This is a genomic window from Agathobaculum hominis (assembly GCF_014288055.1).
Classification (GTDB): domain Bacteria; phylum Bacillota; class Clostridia; order Oscillospirales; family Butyricicoccaceae; genus Agathobaculum; species Agathobaculum hominis.
In genome coordinates this window covers 61,053-76,038 of record NZ_JACOPK010000010.1, presented here as the reverse complement: position 1 = coordinate 76,038, position 14,986 = coordinate 61,053, and the positions used below count along the sequence as shown (strand labels likewise).

Below are 14,986 nucleotides of genomic sequence, written 5' to 3'. Positions count from 1 at the left end.
TGAATCTCAAATGCATCGACCCCTTACTTGTGTGGAAATATGTGCTGGTGCTGGCGGACAAGCATTAGGTCTTGCTTGCCTGTATCTAAAACAACCGAAACGGCCCTTGTGCCGCTGCGGAAAATCAACTAAAATTCAAGTATTGGGAGGTAACAAGTATGAGAAAGGTTTTGTCCTGTGAGTTCAACCCGGACACTGCCTGCGTGGAGCTGTGCATGGAAGATGGAACCCTGTTGTCCATCGACTGCACCGCCGTGGAGAACGAGGTAGCGAACAGTATGTACCAGCGGTCAGAACTGGACTGGCTGATCTATAATGATCCGCTGTCCTATGCCGAACTGATTTTGAATGGGGACCCTGAATTGTATCTAAAAGCAGTAACAAAGAAAACTCCGTTAGATTGATGGCAAAGAAAATCCGCCAGAAGCAACACTCTAAAGGGTGCGCCTCTGACGGATTTTTTACATCTTATCAATCAAAGCAAATACAACAGCTTGCTGTTCTTTGCTCAATCTTGACCAGCGTTCTAGAAGCTTTTTCTGAGCCTCAGTCAAGGAAACAGGTGCATCTTCTTCGGCAAATAGTTGAGATAGCGTAATGCCAAAGGCTGTGCAGATTTTCTCCAGGGATGGAATGGTCGGAACCATGTTCTTGCGATACCTCATCGCCTATGCGTGGCACCCTGCCAGTAACGCACGAGAGCTGGTGGAGTATGCAAAAAGGCGAGTAAAGAAAGGATCTCTTTTCATAACAGTGATAAAGCATAATGATTCGACATGAAGTTGAGTTTTTCACGAAAGTGTGATAAAATAAATCCAAGCAGTTCTTGCTTTGGAGGACTAAAATGGCGATTTGTTATGACCGCTTATTCCACCTGATGATTGATAAAAAGATAAGCAATGCACAGCTAAAAGAGAAGGCCGGTTTTAGTGCCAATATTATCACCCGCCTAAAGCGTAACGAGTATGTTTCTATCGAAAGCATTGAGAAGATTTGCCGCGCGATGGGGTGCGGTGTGGATGATATTCTGGAGTTTGTCCCGGAAGAAGAATAAGCAAGACTTTCGATAAAGTGGTCTGATATTTGAAGGCCACTTTCTGGATACAAGGCTCTAACAGGCTGAAAAGCTGTAAAAGATCGGATAGGAGTGTGGCTGTGATGGCGGCAGCAAACAAAACGGTTTGGGGAATCCATACGATGGACGATCCTCTTTTTTTGAATCAGAATCTAATTGCAATCGGCTGGGAAGCGATGGGCGACTTGTCGGTCATAAGCGCATCTCGTGATGCCTACAAAGAAAAATATATTGCGACCTATCCGGACGCTAAAAAAGGTTCGATTCCCACAAGTGCTGGAATGCTGTACCGGTTTGTTCATGAAGTGCGAGAAGGCGATTATATCGTGTTCCCATCTAAGTTCGACCGTAAGATCAATATTGGAATTGTTGAAAGCTCTTATTTCTATGAGGATACTGCAGCGCTATATCCCAATCGCCGAAAAGTAAAGTGGCTTAAACATTTGCCACGCACAGCTTTTTCACAGGGGGCTCTCCACGAAGTCGGCTCGGCACTGAGCTTTTTCCAGGTGAAAAACTATGCGGATGAGTATTTGAAAGCTTTGGATAAAAACTTTAAAGGCGATATTGTGGAACCAGATACTGATGAGACGGTTGCACAAACAGCGGATGAAATCATCGAGGCCACTCGCGATTTTATCCTAAAAGAGCTAAGTAAAAATCTCAAAGGGTATGATTTGGAGCCGTTTGTAGCAAATCTTTTGCAAGCTATGGGCTACCGCACGATTCTGTCGCCGCATGGTGGTGACAGCGGTATCGACATTACCGCCTATAAAGACGAACTGCCGCCCCGCATTGTTGTCCAGGTCAAAAGCCAGGATGGAGACATCAAAGAGACTACCATCCAGTCCTTAAAAGGTGCTATGCGTGAAGGAGATTATGGCCTGTTTGTGACACTGTCCAACTATACCAAAAATGCGCAGAAATATCTGGATAGCACCCCTATTATTCGCGGTATTAACGGCACAGAACTTGTGGATCTGGTCTTGAAATATTACGACCAGCTCAGCATAAAATACCGCCAAATGATCCCCCTGAAAATGGTGTACATCCCCGTTCTGCCAGAGGAGTAAATGGGAACCTGACAGGAAATTAAAAAGAGAACGGAGAGGTACCGATGGCAATCAAAAAGAGCGAAATTTACAGCCAAATATGGGCTGCGTGCGATAAACTGCGAGGTGGTGTGGAACCCGCCCGTTATAAGGATTACATTCTGACACTGCTGTTTGTGAAGTATGTGTCCGACCGCTTCAAGAGCAGCGATAACTGGGACATTGAAGTACCGGAAGGCGGTAGTTTTGACGATATTGCTGCGCTGAAATATAAGAAAAACATAGGTGAAGGCATCAACATCATCATTGGCAAGCTGGCAGAAGCCAACGACTTGAAAGGCATTATTGACATTGCCGACTTCAACAGTGAGGAATTGGGCACCGATAAAGAAGCGGTGGATAAGCTGTCCGGTCTCGTGGAAATTTTCCAGAAACCGGAGTTGGACTTCACCAACAACCGCGCTGGCGGTGATGACATTCTGGGCGATGCCTACGAATTTTTGATGCGGAAATTTGCCCAGGATTCCGGCAAGAGCAAGGGCCAGTTCTACACACCGGGTGAAGTCTCCCGTATCATGGCAAAGGTGATCGGCATTGATAAAGCCACAGATCCCAGCATGACGGTCTATGACCCGGCCTGCGGTTCCGGTTCACTGCTGATTCGTGCGGCGGATGAGGCCCCCTGCGAGATCTCTATCTATGGCCAGGAAAAGGATAACTCCACCGCCGGTCTGGCTCGCATGAACTTGGTCCTGCACAACAAGGGCGCCGGCGTTATTGTCGGCAATAAAAGCACCTTGTCTGCACCCCAGTATAAAGATGAGAACAACCCTGAACTGCTGAAAACCTTCAACTATATCGTAGTCAATCCGCCTTTCTCGGACAAATCCTGGATGGATGGCATTACGATCCCTGATTCTTATGGGCGATACAGCGAGGCTGTGTTGGGCGTGCCGCCGGAGAAAAACGGCGACTACGCTTGGCTGCTGCATGTCCTGAAATCTTTGAAATCTACCGGCAAGGCGGCTATCATTCTGCCCCATGGCGTGCTATTCCGTGGCAATGCCGAGGCTGACATCCGCAAAAAGATCATTGACCGGGGTTATATTAAAGGCATTATTGGTCTGCCTGCTAACTTGTTCTATGGCACAGGAATTCCTGCCTGTATCCTGGTGCTGGATAAGGAGAATGCTGCTGATCGTACCGGCATTTTCATGATTGACGCCAGCAAAGGCTATGTGAAGAATGGCAACAAGAACCGCCTGCGGGAACAGGATATTCACAAGATCGTGACCACTTTCCTTATAATGGATGAATCGGACCCCAAGTATGCCCGGTTTGTTCCGAACGAGGAGATCAAAGTCACCAACGAGTACAACCTGAATATCCCGCGCTATATTGATAGCAGCGAGCCGGAAGATTTGCAGGACATCAATGCTCACCTGAACGGCGGTATTCCGGAAACCGATGTGGACAGTATGGCGGAATATTGGGCGGTATACCCATCTTTGAAGGAAATTCTGTTTCAGCCGCTGCGTCCGGGGTATCTGCGTCCGGCGGTGGACAAGGACGAAGTGGTTTCCACGATTACCTCCCACCCAGAGTTTATCCGCCATGCCGACCAGGTGGACGATGCCTATGCTCGATGGAAGGAGACCGTTACCCACGATTTGATGGAACTCAGCCGGGACATTCACCCCAAAGAGCTGATTGCCAAAATTTCCGAGCAGCTCCTTGATAATTTTGCCCAGGTGGCTCTTCTCGACAAATACGATGTCTATGAAGTGCTGATGGAGTACTGGGCGGAGACCATGCAGGACGATGTGTATGCGGTCTGCTATGATGGCTACGAGGCTGGGCGAGAAATTGCCTATGAATATGTGACCAAGAAGAAAAAAGAAAACGGCCAGACCATCGAGGTCAAGACCGATAAGATTAAGGGCTTTGAGGGTAAGTTGCTCCCCAAGGCTTTGATTGCCGCACACTTTTTTGAAGAGGATGTTAAGGCGCTGGATACCCTTCAGGGCCAACTGGATGAGGTGTCCGCTAAGCTGGAAGAACTGGCCGAAGAAAATGGCGGCGAGGATGGACTGTTTGCTCAGCTGGACGATCTGAAAAAAGCCACCGTCAGCGCCCGGATCAAGGCAATCAAGAAAGATCCCGCAGCCAAGGAAGAATTGGCTGCATTAAAGGGGTATATGTCCCTGTTGGATGCCGAAAGTAATTACAAAAAGGCAATTAAGCAGGCCGAAGCAGACTTAGACACCAAACTGGAGAAAAAATACCCCCAGCTGACGCTGGAAGAGATTCGCCATTTGCTGGTGGAGGAAAAGTGGTTTGCCGCTATTTACAGCGGGATAGACGCCATCCACGAGGCGGTGTCCCATCATCTTTCTGCTCGTGTGACCCAGCTGGTAGAGCGGTATGAGTATACCTTGAAGGAATGTGAGGATGAAGTAGACCAGTTCGAGGGCAAGGTCAAATCTCATCTGGAAAGGATGGGGTTTGTATGGTAAACCATTACCCAAAAGATTGGAGAATAGTACTGTTATCTGAGTTATCCATAGAAGGTTTCCAAAATGGCTTATTTTATGAGGTTGCTCGAAAGAATAAAGGTATTCCAATAATTAACGTTGGGGATCTGTATAAATCTTCTCCGATTGCAAACGACAAGTTAGAGTTGTTTAATGCCACAGCAGAGGAGATTAAAAGGTACCAAGTATTTAATGGGGATTTGTTTTTCACAAGATCGTCTATTGTACCAAGTGGAATAGCATTTTGTAATTGGTACAGATGTAGCGAGAAAAAGGCAGTTGTGTTTGATAGTCATGTGGTAAGATTTAAGACAAACACAGATGTTGTAAATCCAATGTATTTATACCTTGCATGCATAAGACCTGATGCAAGAAAATATTTTCTTGCTAATGCAAAAACGGCAACTATGACAACTATTGACCAAACGGTTTTGGGAAGATGCCCTATTCCGTATCCAGCTTTGAAAGAACAAACAGCTATAGCAGAAGCCGTGTCCGATGCAGACAACCTGATTTTCTCTCTGCAAAAACTGATTGAAAAAAAGAAAGCTATCAAGCAGGGGACCATGCAGGAACTGCTCACCGGCAAAAAACGCCTGCCGGGGTTTTCAGGGAAGAGAAAAAGAAAAAAGCTTGGTAATTATATTAAATTCGAAGTTGGATTTCCGTTTAAATCACAGTATTTTAATTCTCAGCATATAGGTTTGCGTTTAATAAAAAATCGTGACCTGAAATCTGATGATCAAGTGTATTACACCACAGAGGATGTTTCTTCAGAATATATAGTTAATAATGGGGATGTATTGGTTGGTATGGATGGCGATTTTACTCCATGCATTTGGAGAAAAGGCGTTGCGCTGTTAAATCAACGAGTAGGAAGAATTGGTGCTTTTGGAATGGATTTGTTGTTTTCGTACTATCTGCTTCAACAACCATTACAAGAATTGCAAATAGGAACAGGAGCGACGACGGTTAAACACTTGTCACATTTCGATGTTGAAGAGCTAGAATTGACTTTTCCAGAAGAAATAAAAGAGCAACAAGCAATTGCCCAAGCTCTTTCTGATATGGACAACGATATTGAACAACTGGAAAAGAAACTGTCTAAGTACCAACAGATCAAGCAGGGCATGATGCAGGATCTGCTCACCGGACGGATTCGGCTGGTATAAAGGAGATAGAAAATGGAAGAAATCGTACAAGAACTTCAAAAAATCTCAGAGATATTACTACAGAATCAAACCCCGGCATGGCTCACTTACTTAAGTTCCTTAGGGCCACTTATCCTCACGGGAATTTCTGTTTTCATCGCGTGTAGGCAACATAAACAGAATCGAAATTTGCAAAAGCAGATTGCAAACCGAGATTCCTCTAATCTGCTTCGGCAAAATGTTTTGGAGGTATATAATGCTTACTTCAATGGCTTGAGGGTCGTTGACCAAGCTGTTGGGAATGTGGCTGATGTTTTTGCCTCTCCGCAGTCTCTACAACAGTGGGTCTATGAATTCCAAAGAGCATACGAGATGCTGGCTTGCTCCTATAATCAGGCCAAACTGATGCTTGATGATGACCTGCTATTGCAGGCGTTAAAGACATCTTTTTATAAATTCAACGATTTGTATGGCTGCGTGAATAGCTACTATCACAGCGGTTTACCCTTTTCGGCTATGAACAATGCATGGGCTGTTGTTTCGCCCAAATATATGATTAATGCAGGAGACTATGTGACCCTGTCGCAGAATCTCCCGGCCATGGAGGAGTTTTGGAAACTGTGTGAGAATAGGCATACGCAAGATATTCGAAAGTTTATGGAAGTGTTCAAATCATCAATGGAAGATGAAACCTTTGATAAATATTTCGAAAAACATATCCGAATGAACCAACTGTAAGGGGGGGCCTTTATGGGTGTCGGCCAACGGGAAAAAGCCACGCAGAAGCGTGTCATAAAGCTATTTGCCCAGGAACTTGGTTATACCTATCTGGGTGATTTCACTGAGCGGAAAAACTCCAATATTGAAACCGAACTGTTGACGAAATTCCTGACTGGCAAGGGCTATTCGCCGGTACTCATCAGTCGTGCTCTGAAGGAGCTGCAAGATGCTGCCGGAGATCAGTCGGTAAACCTCTACGACCTGAACGAGCAGACCTATAAAAAGCTGCGCTATGGGGTCAAGGTCAGCGAGTCTGTCGGCCAACATAAGATTACAGTCCAGTTTGTGGACTGGGAGCATCCGTTGGAAAATGATTTTTACATCGCCGAGGAAGTCACCATCAAGCACAAGCGCCCTGATTTGGTGCTGTACATCAACGGCATCGCTTTTGCTGTCATCGAACTGAAACGCAGCACGGTTTCCATGTCGGAGGGTATCCGCCAGAACCTGACCAACCAGCGCCCAGACATGATCATGCAGTTCTTTGCCACCATTGGGTTGGTCCTGGCGGGCAATGATTCGGAGGGGGCTCGTTACGGTACTACCGGCACACCAGAAAAGTATTATCTTTCCTGGAAAGAAGATCCCAATGCCAAAGATGAGGTTTCCGTAGCGGTACGCGCTCAAATCGAAAAATATCCGCTGCGTCTGGACAAAAACCTGATTTCTCTGTGCCGGAAAGAGCGGCTTGTAGAGCTGCTGCACAATTTTATCGTATTTGACAGCGGAGTGAAAAAGACCTGTCGGCCCAACCAGTTCTTCGGCAATATGGCTGCACGGGATTTTGTAAGGCGGCATGAAGGCGGCATCATCTGGCACACCCAAGGCTCCGGAAAATCCTTGACCATGGTGTGGCTCAGCAAGTGGATTAAGGAAAATATTTCTGACAGCCGTATTCTGATTATCACCGACCGGGACGAGCTGGATGCGCAGATCGAGCAGGTGTTTGCCGGGGTCAATGAGAGCATTGTCCGTATTCGCCGGGGAAGCGAATTGATTCAGAAGATCAACGACACCTCGCCTGTCATGATGTGCTCCCTGATTCACAAGTTTGGCAAGAAAAACAGAGGCAAAAGCGGCGAGTCCGATTATACTGGATTTATTGAGGAGCTGAAACGCTCGCTGCCGGAAAACTTTTCTCCCAAAGGCGATTTCTATGTCTTTGTGGATGAATGTCACCGTACCCAATCCGGCAAGCTCCACAAAGCGATGGAAACCATTTTGCCGAATGCCACCTTTATCGGTTTCACCGGTACTCCATTGATGAAAAAGGATAAGGAGACCAGTCTGGAAGTATTCGGCCCTTATATTCATCGCTACAAGTTTGATGAAGCAGTGCGGGATAAGGTGGTTCTGGATTTGCGTTATGAGGCACGAGAGGTGGAGCAGAATGTTGTCCAGCAGGATCGGATCGACGCCTGGTTTGAGGCAAAAACGCGCGGGCTGACCGGTGTGGCAAAAGCTAAGCTGAAACAGCGTTGGGGCAATCTGCAAAAGATGTTCAGTTCCAAGGCCCGATTGGGGCAGATTGTAGCGGATATTGTTTTTGATATGGAGACAAAGCCGCGCCTGCACGATGGGCGGGGAAATGCCATGTTGGTGGCTGGCAGTATATATCAGGCATGCAAATTCTATGAATTGTTCCAGGAGACCGAGCTGAAGGGCAAGTGTGCCATCGTAACTTCATACGAACCGGCGGTGGGCGATATTCGCACTGAAACCGTAGGTGATGATGGCGAGACCGAGGCTGTGGAGCAATACGAGATCTATATGAAGATGCTGGGTGGAAAAGACCCGAAGGCATTTGAAAAAGAGGTCAAGGAAAAGTTTATTAAGCAGCCGGAACAGATGAAACTGCTGATCGTAGTGGACAAGCTGCTGACAGGCTTTGATGCACCACCTGCCACTTATCTGTATATTGATAAGTCTATGCGAGATCATGGCTTGTTCCAAGCAATCTGCCGCGTCAATCGTCTGGATGGTGAAGATAAGGAATTTGGGTATATTATTGACTACAAAGACCTGTTTCGTTCATTGGAAAATGCAGTTGCAGACTATACTTCCGAAGCGTTCGACAGCTATGATAAGGAAGATGTTTCTGGCTTGCTGACAGACCGTTTAGATAAGGCTAAGGAACAGCTGGAGGACTCTCTGGAAGCTCTGCGCGCATTGTGCGAGCCTGTGGCTCCACCCAAAGATATGGTGGACTACTACCATTATTTTTGTGGTGCTAACACCGAAGCTTTCGACTTGGATGAATTGGAAGAGAATATGCCCAAGCGGGAACAGCTTTACAATCTGTCAGCGACAGCTCTTCGCGCTTTTGGTGAAGTATCGGGCGAATTACAGGAAAAGTACCATTATACCGTGGAACAGATTAAGGCATTGGAGAGAGAAATTACCTACTACATCAAGGTGCGTGACGAGGTGCGTCTGGCCAGTGGTGACTATGTGGATTTGAAGAAATATGATCCGGACATGCGCCATTTAATTGATACCTATTTGTCGGCTGATCCCAGTCGTGTGTTGACCTCCTTTGGAGGAGCAACACTGGTCGAGCTACTAGTAGACAATGGGATTTCCTCACTGAAGGATATGCCTGCCTCTACACCAAAAGAGCAGGAAGCAGTTGCAGAGACTATTGAAAACAATATTGGCAAGGAAATTGTTGAAAGAACCCAAAGTAACCCAAAATACTACGAGAAGATGTCTGCACTTCTTCGTGAATTGATTGAAAAGCGCAAAAATGACGTGATCAACTACGAGGAGTATCTGCGTCAGATTGTGGAACTGGCAAGGAAGGTACATAAGCCGGAAAGTGGCACAGAATATCCTCCGGAAATCCGGGAGAGTGCTGCCAAGCGAGCCTTTTATGACCATCTTAATGGGGATACGGCTGTTGCCAATCAGATATATGACGCAGTCATGTCAAGCAAACAGGACAATTTCCGGGGAAGCAAAATCAAAGAGCGTAAAATCTGGCGAGCCATTCGTGCTGTCGTAAAAGATGACCAGGAAGCCGATCAGTTGCTTGCATTGGTAAAGGAGCAGAGTGAATTTTAGTGGATGAACTGCAAATCGGCAACATGAGTATTGTCGTTACAAAAAAGAACATCAAGAATATGTACATCCGCGTTCTGCCGCCCAATGGGAAAGTCCAAATTACTGCACCGCACTCTGCCGGGGATGACGCGATCCGTATGTTTGCAGTATCCCGAATTTCTTGGATAAAAAAGCAGCGTGCAAACTTTGAAGCACAAGCACGACAAACGAAGCGACAGTATGTGACCGGAGAAACCTATTATGTTTGGGGGCGGCGTTATCGTTTGGATGTGCAATACTCAAATGTTAGGAATGAGGTGTTCCTTACAGGCGGGCATCTGATTTTGCAAGTGCGGCCTGAAAGCACCCCGGAGCAGCGCGAGCGTGTTTTGAATGACTGGTATCGGGAGCAACTAAAAAGCAAGCTGCCGGAAGTGATTCAAAAATGTGAACAGGTTGTAGGTGTCCATGCATCTGAGTGGAAGGTCAAAAACATGCGTACCAAATGGGGAACCTGCAATATAGACCGAAAAAGGATTTGGATAAACCTCCTGCTTGCAAAGAAAACTCCGGAGTGTCTCGCTTATGTCGTGACTCATGAATTGGTGCACCTGCTGGAGCGAAATCACAATGAGCAATTCCAGAAGTATATGGACGCCTTTTTTCCGGAGTGGCGAGTAGTAAAGGAAACACTGAATCAGCAAATGCTGGATTATATGAGCGAGTAAGCCTATATATCATTTGAAGCCGGATATCGTAGCCGTCAACATAAAGTATTGCGAAATTTCATTGCTTCTTTGGTCTCATGCTAAACCACATTTATTTTAAGTATGCGAAAGTTCATACCGGACAACTAAAAAGCCAGATATTTATATCTTTTTTTAGCTTGGAGGGAGAAATATGGAACTTGAAGAAAAGCTTAAAGCAGCAAAAGTGCCGATGATCGTCGTACATTTTGACGAGAACTTTGAGACAACGAATATAACTTGGAGAATTTTGAATTCTCAGAATGGCAGATTGAGAGCTTTGCTAGAATTTTATTGCCTTCAATTCGTGAGTATTATAAAGATCCCAAACATGTGCAAGAGGCTAATGAATGGACAAATCAGCAAAACAAGTGCATAAATCGGAGTGAGAGCTCCATCTGCACGGACTTTCAGCTCCACTTTCACGGATTAAAGCCCCACCAAGAATAACAGCGCGCCGGACTGGGAGGACCGGCACGCTGTCCGGTTAATTTGTTTCGTATTTGAAAACTGGGATATTATCGCATTCCGCTGAACTAGTTATGCATCCGTCTTATCGTTCTTCAGAGAAGCTGCTCGAAGCCCCTTGCGTTCACGCATCGAGACGCGGCCTTCCACCAGAATCTCATACGAATTATGAATAATTCGGTCCATGATTGCTTCAGAAATCGGGCTCTGAGACTCCGGGTCCGGATCAATCCGGGTATACCAGCCCTCTGGCTGGTACTGCGTACAAAAGATCGTAGAACGGCTGCTGCGGGCCTCCGCAATCTCAAGCAGATCGTAAGATTCCTGTGAGGTCAGAGGCCGGATCAGCCATTCGTCAAGAATAAGCAGCTCCACTTTCTTATACGCCTTCATCAGCTTTTTCAGGCTGCCGTTGCTGCGGGCGATATTCAACTCATCCAGCAACTCGGGCATACGGATATAGCGAACCGTTTTCATATGCCTGCATGCTGCATTGCCCAGCGCGCAGGCGATGTAAGTCTTGCCATTACCGGAGGCGCCTTCCAGTACAACGTGATGGCCTTCATCAATGTACTTGCAGGATGCAAGCCGCAGAAGCTGTGCCTTGTCCAGTTTGCGATCCTCGTGGTACTCAATTTCCTCCATGGCGGCAGAAGGAATACCGAACTCTGCATTATGCATTAACCGAGCTATCTTGTTATTCTGGCGGCGGTTCCATTCCGCGGTCACAAGCATGCTCAGCCGCTCTTCAAAGCCAATCGAATTGAATGAAACGTCTTGGATCTGGTTTGCAAATTCAGCTGCCATGGCGGTCATTTTCATCTCGGTAAGCATGTCTATCGTCTGCTGGTTCATTTCTGCTCACCGCCCTTCTTGAAGTAGGCGGCACCGCGCGTAATACCGTAACGATTGATGTTTTTCGGCTGTTCTGGCTGCAGCAGGTCAGGCAAGGCCTTCTCATTCTTCAAAAGACTGCTGATATTACGAACAGAGGGCGTAGTTGTAAACGCAAGAACCCGTCCGCAGGCATTTTCAAGACGTTCTTTGCTGTAGCGTTCACCCAGCTTCATGAGGCTTGCACAGGCTTTGTAACCCTGCTCAGGAGCCTTGCCAGAGTCGAGAAAATGATACACTGCCTTTTCTGTCATCGGACCAACGGACATTGCCCAGGTTTTGAAATCTTCTGCATTGTACGCCAGATACCTCTGGTGCTCCTGCGGCATATGCTCCAGCTTCATCAACGGTTCACGCTGCTTTGTCTGCAAACGGCGGTGGCTCGCAACGCGACTGCCATGGAAATACACCTCAACAATAGTTTTTGTTGCGCGAATGTCCACTTTTTCGCCAATCAGATTGTATGGAACGGAATATTTGTTCCGGCCGTCACTCACGAGATAGTCGTTCGGCACCTTAGCAGCAGACCATACAGCGGCTTCAAACGGTGCGGTGGGCAGCGGCAGCATATACGCCTGTTCTTCCTCAAGATAAGCGCTGCGGCGCGTGCCGATGTGCTGCTTGAATTCCCGGTTGTTCAGTTCTTCGAGTTTCTCAGCAACCGCCTCGTTGACTTCCTTCAAAGAGAAAAACTTCATATCCCGCAGCGCCGCAATAATCCAGGTTTCCACCAGACGAACAGACGCTTCCGCAGCGCTTTTGTCCTGCGGCTTGCGGACACGCGCCGGCACGATTGAGATACCGTAATACTCGGCAAGTACCTGGTAACTGCGGTTCAGCACTGTTTCATATCAAGTGTTAGATGTAGTTGCGGTCTTGCAGTTATCCGGAATGAGTAGCCTTGCCGCGCCGCCGCAATAGTTGAACGCATGAACATGACGGTTCAGCCAGTTCTCGGTTTTCATGTCGTCACAGGCTTCTGCATAGACAAAACAGCTGCACGGGAGCACCGATACAAACAGATAAGCGCTGCTCCGCTTTCCGGTAACGGAATCGTAGACCGGGATTGTATCTCCGGCCCAGTCCACCTGGATTGCATCTCCCGGCTTATGCTGAATGCGCATGGTAGTTTTCGTCACTCGTGCCCATTTGCGGTATTTGTCACCGAACTGAGTGCTCATGTACGGCGTGCGGCCGCTTTCGTAGCACTTACAACAGTATTCTTCCCATAAAAGCGTCAGCGTAACACCGGGCTTGGCCAGTTCGCGGTGGATGTACGGATAATCGGGTTCAACGTACAGACAAACACTTTTGTATTTGTCCGGAAAGAGCATCCGCTCCAGCTCGGTGTTGGTAATGTCCTCGTCAAGGGGCCAGTGGATATTGGCTTTGCTTGCTGCCTCTAATACCTTACGAATAGTATGGCGTGAACAGCGTGCGCTGTCTGCGATTCTCCGCTGGCTGTAGTCGAGATAGTCCAACCGCAGGATTTTCAAATAGTCTGTCATTTCAAAACCTCCAGATAAATATGTCACAGCAGTTGCCATGCATATTCATTATAAAGGCTTTGGTGCTCTAATGCGGCAGAGTGGAGCTAAAACTCCGGCAAGCTGGGGCTAAAACTCCGTGCAGATGGAGCTCTCGTAGCGATTTATGCAAAACAAGCAATCGATAGATACTTGAAGTGGATAGTAGAAAGTATTCAAGATTAGCGTAGTAATAAATTTGATGAGCTATGGTATAATGATTCTTGCATAGAGTTTAGCAGCTACACTGCTGGCAACACCATGGCAACAAAAAATCGGATAGCCAATACGCATCCGATAATTCAAGTAATGTAAATAGCCTCTGCTAAATCACCAAATCAAACATGTTTAAGATACTTTTGCAGAGGGCGAGTGGGAATAATTTCGGAACCCTCCGAAACCCGCATAAATACAGGCTTTTTTGCCTGTCACTTTGCCTGCTGATACTGATTTGATACTAAGTTAGTCGGAACAGTATCGCTGAAAATAATTGCAAAGGACAAGTAAAACCGCCCTGCTGAACGACAAAATTCAGCAGGGCGGTTTTTGCTTGTCTTTATTTATTTTTGCGCCACTTAATAGTCGGTGTGACCTTGTCCAGATCGTCGCAGGTGTCCGGCTAGTTCAGCTTCCACTCAATCACACTATCACCCTGCCGCTCTTTCTGGCAGACGAAATCCAGGAGTATTTGAAGATGCAGTATGACATTGGTCTGGATGACCGGTTGTTTCCAGTCACGAAAAGCTATCTTTATCGTGAAATGAAGCGCAGCTGCAAAAACACTGGTGTAAAAAGCGATTTTATAGCATTCTACCTCAATCGAAAATGTCTCGGATTTTGTATGCGATCTCAATGCGCTTGTCGGAGTACACCAGCACCCGGTCGATCAGCAGCTCTGACAGCTCGGTGGTCAGCGCGTCCGCATCGAAAATCGCCTTGTGAATGAGCGCCCTGCGGTCTAAGGTTTCCAGCGTGAGGAACTGTGTAAACTGCGAAATCCAGCGGTTGCGCTCACTTCGGTTTTCCAGCACCTCCGTGAGTTTTTCCCTGAGAACGCGGACACTTTCGCGGATGTCCGAAGTCTGCTTGGTGTACCCGGCCTTGTAGGAGGCGTATTTCTCTTTGGTACCCACATGATTGCCGCCAGTCAGAGATGTGTAAAAAGCATAGCCCACGGTACCATCGATGAAGCAATCTCCCTCTCCAACAAAGTTCAGAATCACATCGATGCTCAGATTTCAAATGATAGTGTCTACCGTTTCATAAAACCACGCATTTTAGGATTACCAGAGTGCTCTGCCCCCTGAAGGTCCGCAGGTATCTCGCCGGACCAGAACAGGTTCAATGGTCTTGCAGCTAATCGGGGCAGGCCCGTCTGCGGCGATCAGTTCTTCCAGCGTCTGCACAGCAGCTTCACAGATCTCCTCCTTGGGCTGGGAAATGGTAGTCAGCTGGATTTTGGGCAGTGACGCAAATGAGGCATCATCAAAACCAATCAGGGAAATCTGGCCAGGGATATCCACACCGGTCTCCACCGCCGCCTGCATGACGCCCAGGGCAAAATGATCGCTGATGCACAGAATACCAGTAGCGATTGACTTTTTTCCTTGATGCAGCGGGTGAAATACGCAAGTCCTGTACGATATCCATCCTCGGTGTGGGATACTCCCGCCATTTTGGCAATATCCTTGATGGTCAGTTCTTTCATAATATTCCCT

At 47.1% G+C, this 14,986-nt stretch carries 15 protein-coding genes; 9 read left to right on the top strand and 6 right to left on the bottom strand.

Annotation, left to right across the window (positions count from 1 at the left end):
• The first annotated feature begins 158 nt into the window (after positions 1–158).
• Positions 159–404 carry a DUF6061 family protein gene (locus H8S02_RS10800; RefSeq protein ID WP_186970529.1) on the top strand — a complete coding sequence of 82 codons (246 nt, stop codon included), beginning with the start codon at positions 159–161 and terminating at the stop codon, positions 402–404.
• A 57-nt stretch (positions 405–461) separates the two neighbouring features.
• On the opposite strand, the gene H8S02_RS10795 is transcribed toward H8S02_RS10800, so the two are convergent.
• Positions 462–647, bottom strand: a complete 186-nt coding sequence (locus tag H8S02_RS10795) for a hypothetical protein (protein ID WP_186970528.1) — start codon at positions 645–647, stop codon at positions 462–464.
• A 197-nt stretch (positions 648–844) separates the two neighbouring features.
• Here H8S02_RS10795 and H8S02_RS10790 point away from each other — a divergent pair, with 197 nt between their 5' ends.
• The 8 genes from H8S02_RS10790 (at position 845) to H8S02_RS10755 (ending at position 10,759) form a co-directional block, all read left to right on the top strand.
• A complete protein-coding gene (locus H8S02_RS10790) occupies positions 845–1,054 on the top strand; it encodes a helix-turn-helix domain-containing protein (RefSeq protein ID WP_186970527.1) in 210 nt (69 codons plus the stop codon).
• A gap of 104 nt (positions 1,055–1,158) precedes the next feature.
• Entirely contained in the window at positions 1,159–2,148 is a 990-nt protein-coding gene (locus H8S02_RS10785; protein WP_186970526.1) for a restriction endonuclease, read from the top strand.
• Positions 2,149–2,192: 44 nt separating this feature from the next.
• A complete protein-coding gene (locus tag H8S02_RS10780; RefSeq protein WP_186970525.1) occupies positions 2,193–4,643 on the top strand; it encodes a type I restriction-modification system subunit M in 2,451 nt (816 codons plus the stop codon).
• The gene (locus H8S02_RS10775) at positions 4,637–5,833 is read left to right on the top strand and encodes a restriction endonuclease subunit S (RefSeq protein ID WP_186970524.1); all 1,197 of its coding nucleotides are present in this window, start codon (positions 4,637–4,639) and stop codon (positions 5,831–5,833) included. Before H8S02_RS10780 ends, H8S02_RS10775 begins: the two co-directional genes overlap by 7 nt.
• A gap of 12 nt (positions 5,834–5,845) precedes the next feature.
• Positions 5,846–6,550, top strand: a complete 705-nt coding sequence (locus H8S02_RS10770; protein ID WP_186970523.1) for a hypothetical protein — start codon at positions 5,846–5,848, stop codon at positions 6,548–6,550.
• Positions 6,551–6,562: 12 nt separating this feature from the next.
• Entirely contained in the window at positions 6,563–9,655 is a 3,093-nt protein-coding gene (locus H8S02_RS10765) for a type I restriction endonuclease subunit R (protein ID WP_186970522.1), read from the top strand.
• A gap of 23 nt (positions 9,656–9,678) precedes the next feature.
• Positions 9,679–10,362, top strand: coding sequence for a M48 family metallopeptidase (locus tag H8S02_RS10760; protein ID WP_207722116.1), 684 nt, complete (start codon positions 9,679–9,681; stop codon positions 10,360–10,362).
• Positions 10,363–10,534: 172 nt separating this feature from the next.
• The gene (locus H8S02_RS10755) at positions 10,535–10,759 is read left to right on the top strand and encodes a hypothetical protein (RefSeq protein ID WP_186970520.1); all 225 of its coding nucleotides are present in this window, start codon (positions 10,535–10,537) and stop codon (positions 10,757–10,759) included.
• Positions 10,760–10,920: 161 nt separating this feature from the next.
• Here H8S02_RS10755 and H8S02_RS10750 read toward each other — a convergent pair whose 3' ends face one another.
• The 5 genes from H8S02_RS10750 to H8S02_RS10730 all read right to left on the bottom strand — a co-directional run bounded on the left by H8S02_RS10750 (position 10,921) and on the right by H8S02_RS10730 (position 14,851).
• Positions 10,921–11,703 carry an ATP-binding protein gene (locus tag H8S02_RS10750; RefSeq protein WP_186970519.1) on the bottom strand — a complete coding sequence of 261 codons (783 nt, stop codon included), beginning with the start codon at positions 11,701–11,703 and terminating at the stop codon, positions 10,921–10,923.
• The gene (locus H8S02_RS10745; protein ID WP_186970518.1) at positions 11,700–12,584 is read right to left on the bottom strand and encodes a Mu transposase domain-containing protein; all 885 of its coding nucleotides are present in this window, start codon (positions 12,582–12,584) and stop codon (positions 11,700–11,702) included. Before H8S02_RS10745 ends, H8S02_RS10750 begins: the two co-directional genes overlap by 4 nt.
• A gap of 9 nt (positions 12,585–12,593) precedes the next feature.
• Positions 12,594–13,250, bottom strand: coding sequence for a DDE-type integrase/transposase/recombinase (locus tag H8S02_RS10740; protein WP_186970517.1), 657 nt, complete (start codon positions 13,248–13,250; stop codon positions 12,594–12,596).
• Between the two features lie 833 nt (positions 13,251–14,083).
• A complete protein-coding gene (locus H8S02_RS10735) occupies positions 14,084–14,401 on the bottom strand; it encodes a hypothetical protein (protein WP_186970516.1) in 318 nt (105 codons plus the stop codon).
• A gap of 150 nt (positions 14,402–14,551) precedes the next feature.
• Positions 14,552–14,851: a substrate-binding domain-containing protein gene (locus H8S02_RS10730; protein ID WP_407926408.1), complete on the bottom strand. Its 300-nt coding sequence runs from the start codon at positions 14,849–14,851 to the stop codon at positions 14,552–14,554.
• Positions 14,852–14,986 lie beyond the last annotated feature (135 nt).

Bases quoted from the DNA above. Each gene is read 5' to 3' on its own strand.
- H8S02_RS10800 (WP_186970529.1), top strand. From the start codon at position 159: ATGAGAAAGGTTTTGTCCTGTGAGTTCAACCCGGACACTGCCTGCGTG.
- H8S02_RS10795 (WP_186970528.1), bottom strand. From the start codon at position 647: ATGGTTCCGACCATTCCATCCCTGGAGAAAATCTGCACAGCCTTTGGC.
- H8S02_RS10790 (WP_186970527.1), top strand. From the start codon at position 845: ATGGCGATTTGTTATGACCGCTTATTCCACCTGATGATTGATAAAAAG.
- H8S02_RS10785 (WP_186970526.1), top strand. From the start codon at position 1,159: ATGGCGGCAGCAAACAAAACGGTTTGGGGAATCCATACGATGGACGAT.
- H8S02_RS10780 (WP_186970525.1), top strand. From the start codon at position 2,193: ATGGCAATCAAAAAGAGCGAAATTTACAGCCAAATATGGGCTGCGTGC.
- H8S02_RS10775 (WP_186970524.1), top strand. From the start codon at position 4,637: ATGGTAAACCATTACCCAAAAGATTGGAGAATAGTACTGTTATCTGAG.
- H8S02_RS10770 (WP_186970523.1), top strand. From the start codon at position 5,846: ATGGAAGAAATCGTACAAGAACTTCAAAAAATCTCAGAGATATTACTA.
- H8S02_RS10765 (WP_186970522.1), top strand. From the start codon at position 6,563: ATGGGTGTCGGCCAACGGGAAAAAGCCACGCAGAAGCGTGTCATAAAG.
- H8S02_RS10760 (WP_207722116.1), top strand. From the start codon at position 9,679: ATGAGTATTGTCGTTACAAAAAAGAACATCAAGAATATGTACATCCGC.
- H8S02_RS10755 (WP_186970520.1), top strand. From the start codon at position 10,535: ATGGAACTTGAAGAAAAGCTTAAAGCAGCAAAAGTGCCGATGATCGTC.
- H8S02_RS10750 (WP_186970519.1), bottom strand. From the start codon at position 11,703: ATGAACCAGCAGACGATAGACATGCTTACCGAGATGAAAATGACCGCC.
- H8S02_RS10740 (WP_186970517.1), bottom strand. From the start codon at position 13,250: ATGACAGACTATTTGAAAATCCTGCGGTTGGACTATCTCGACTACAGC.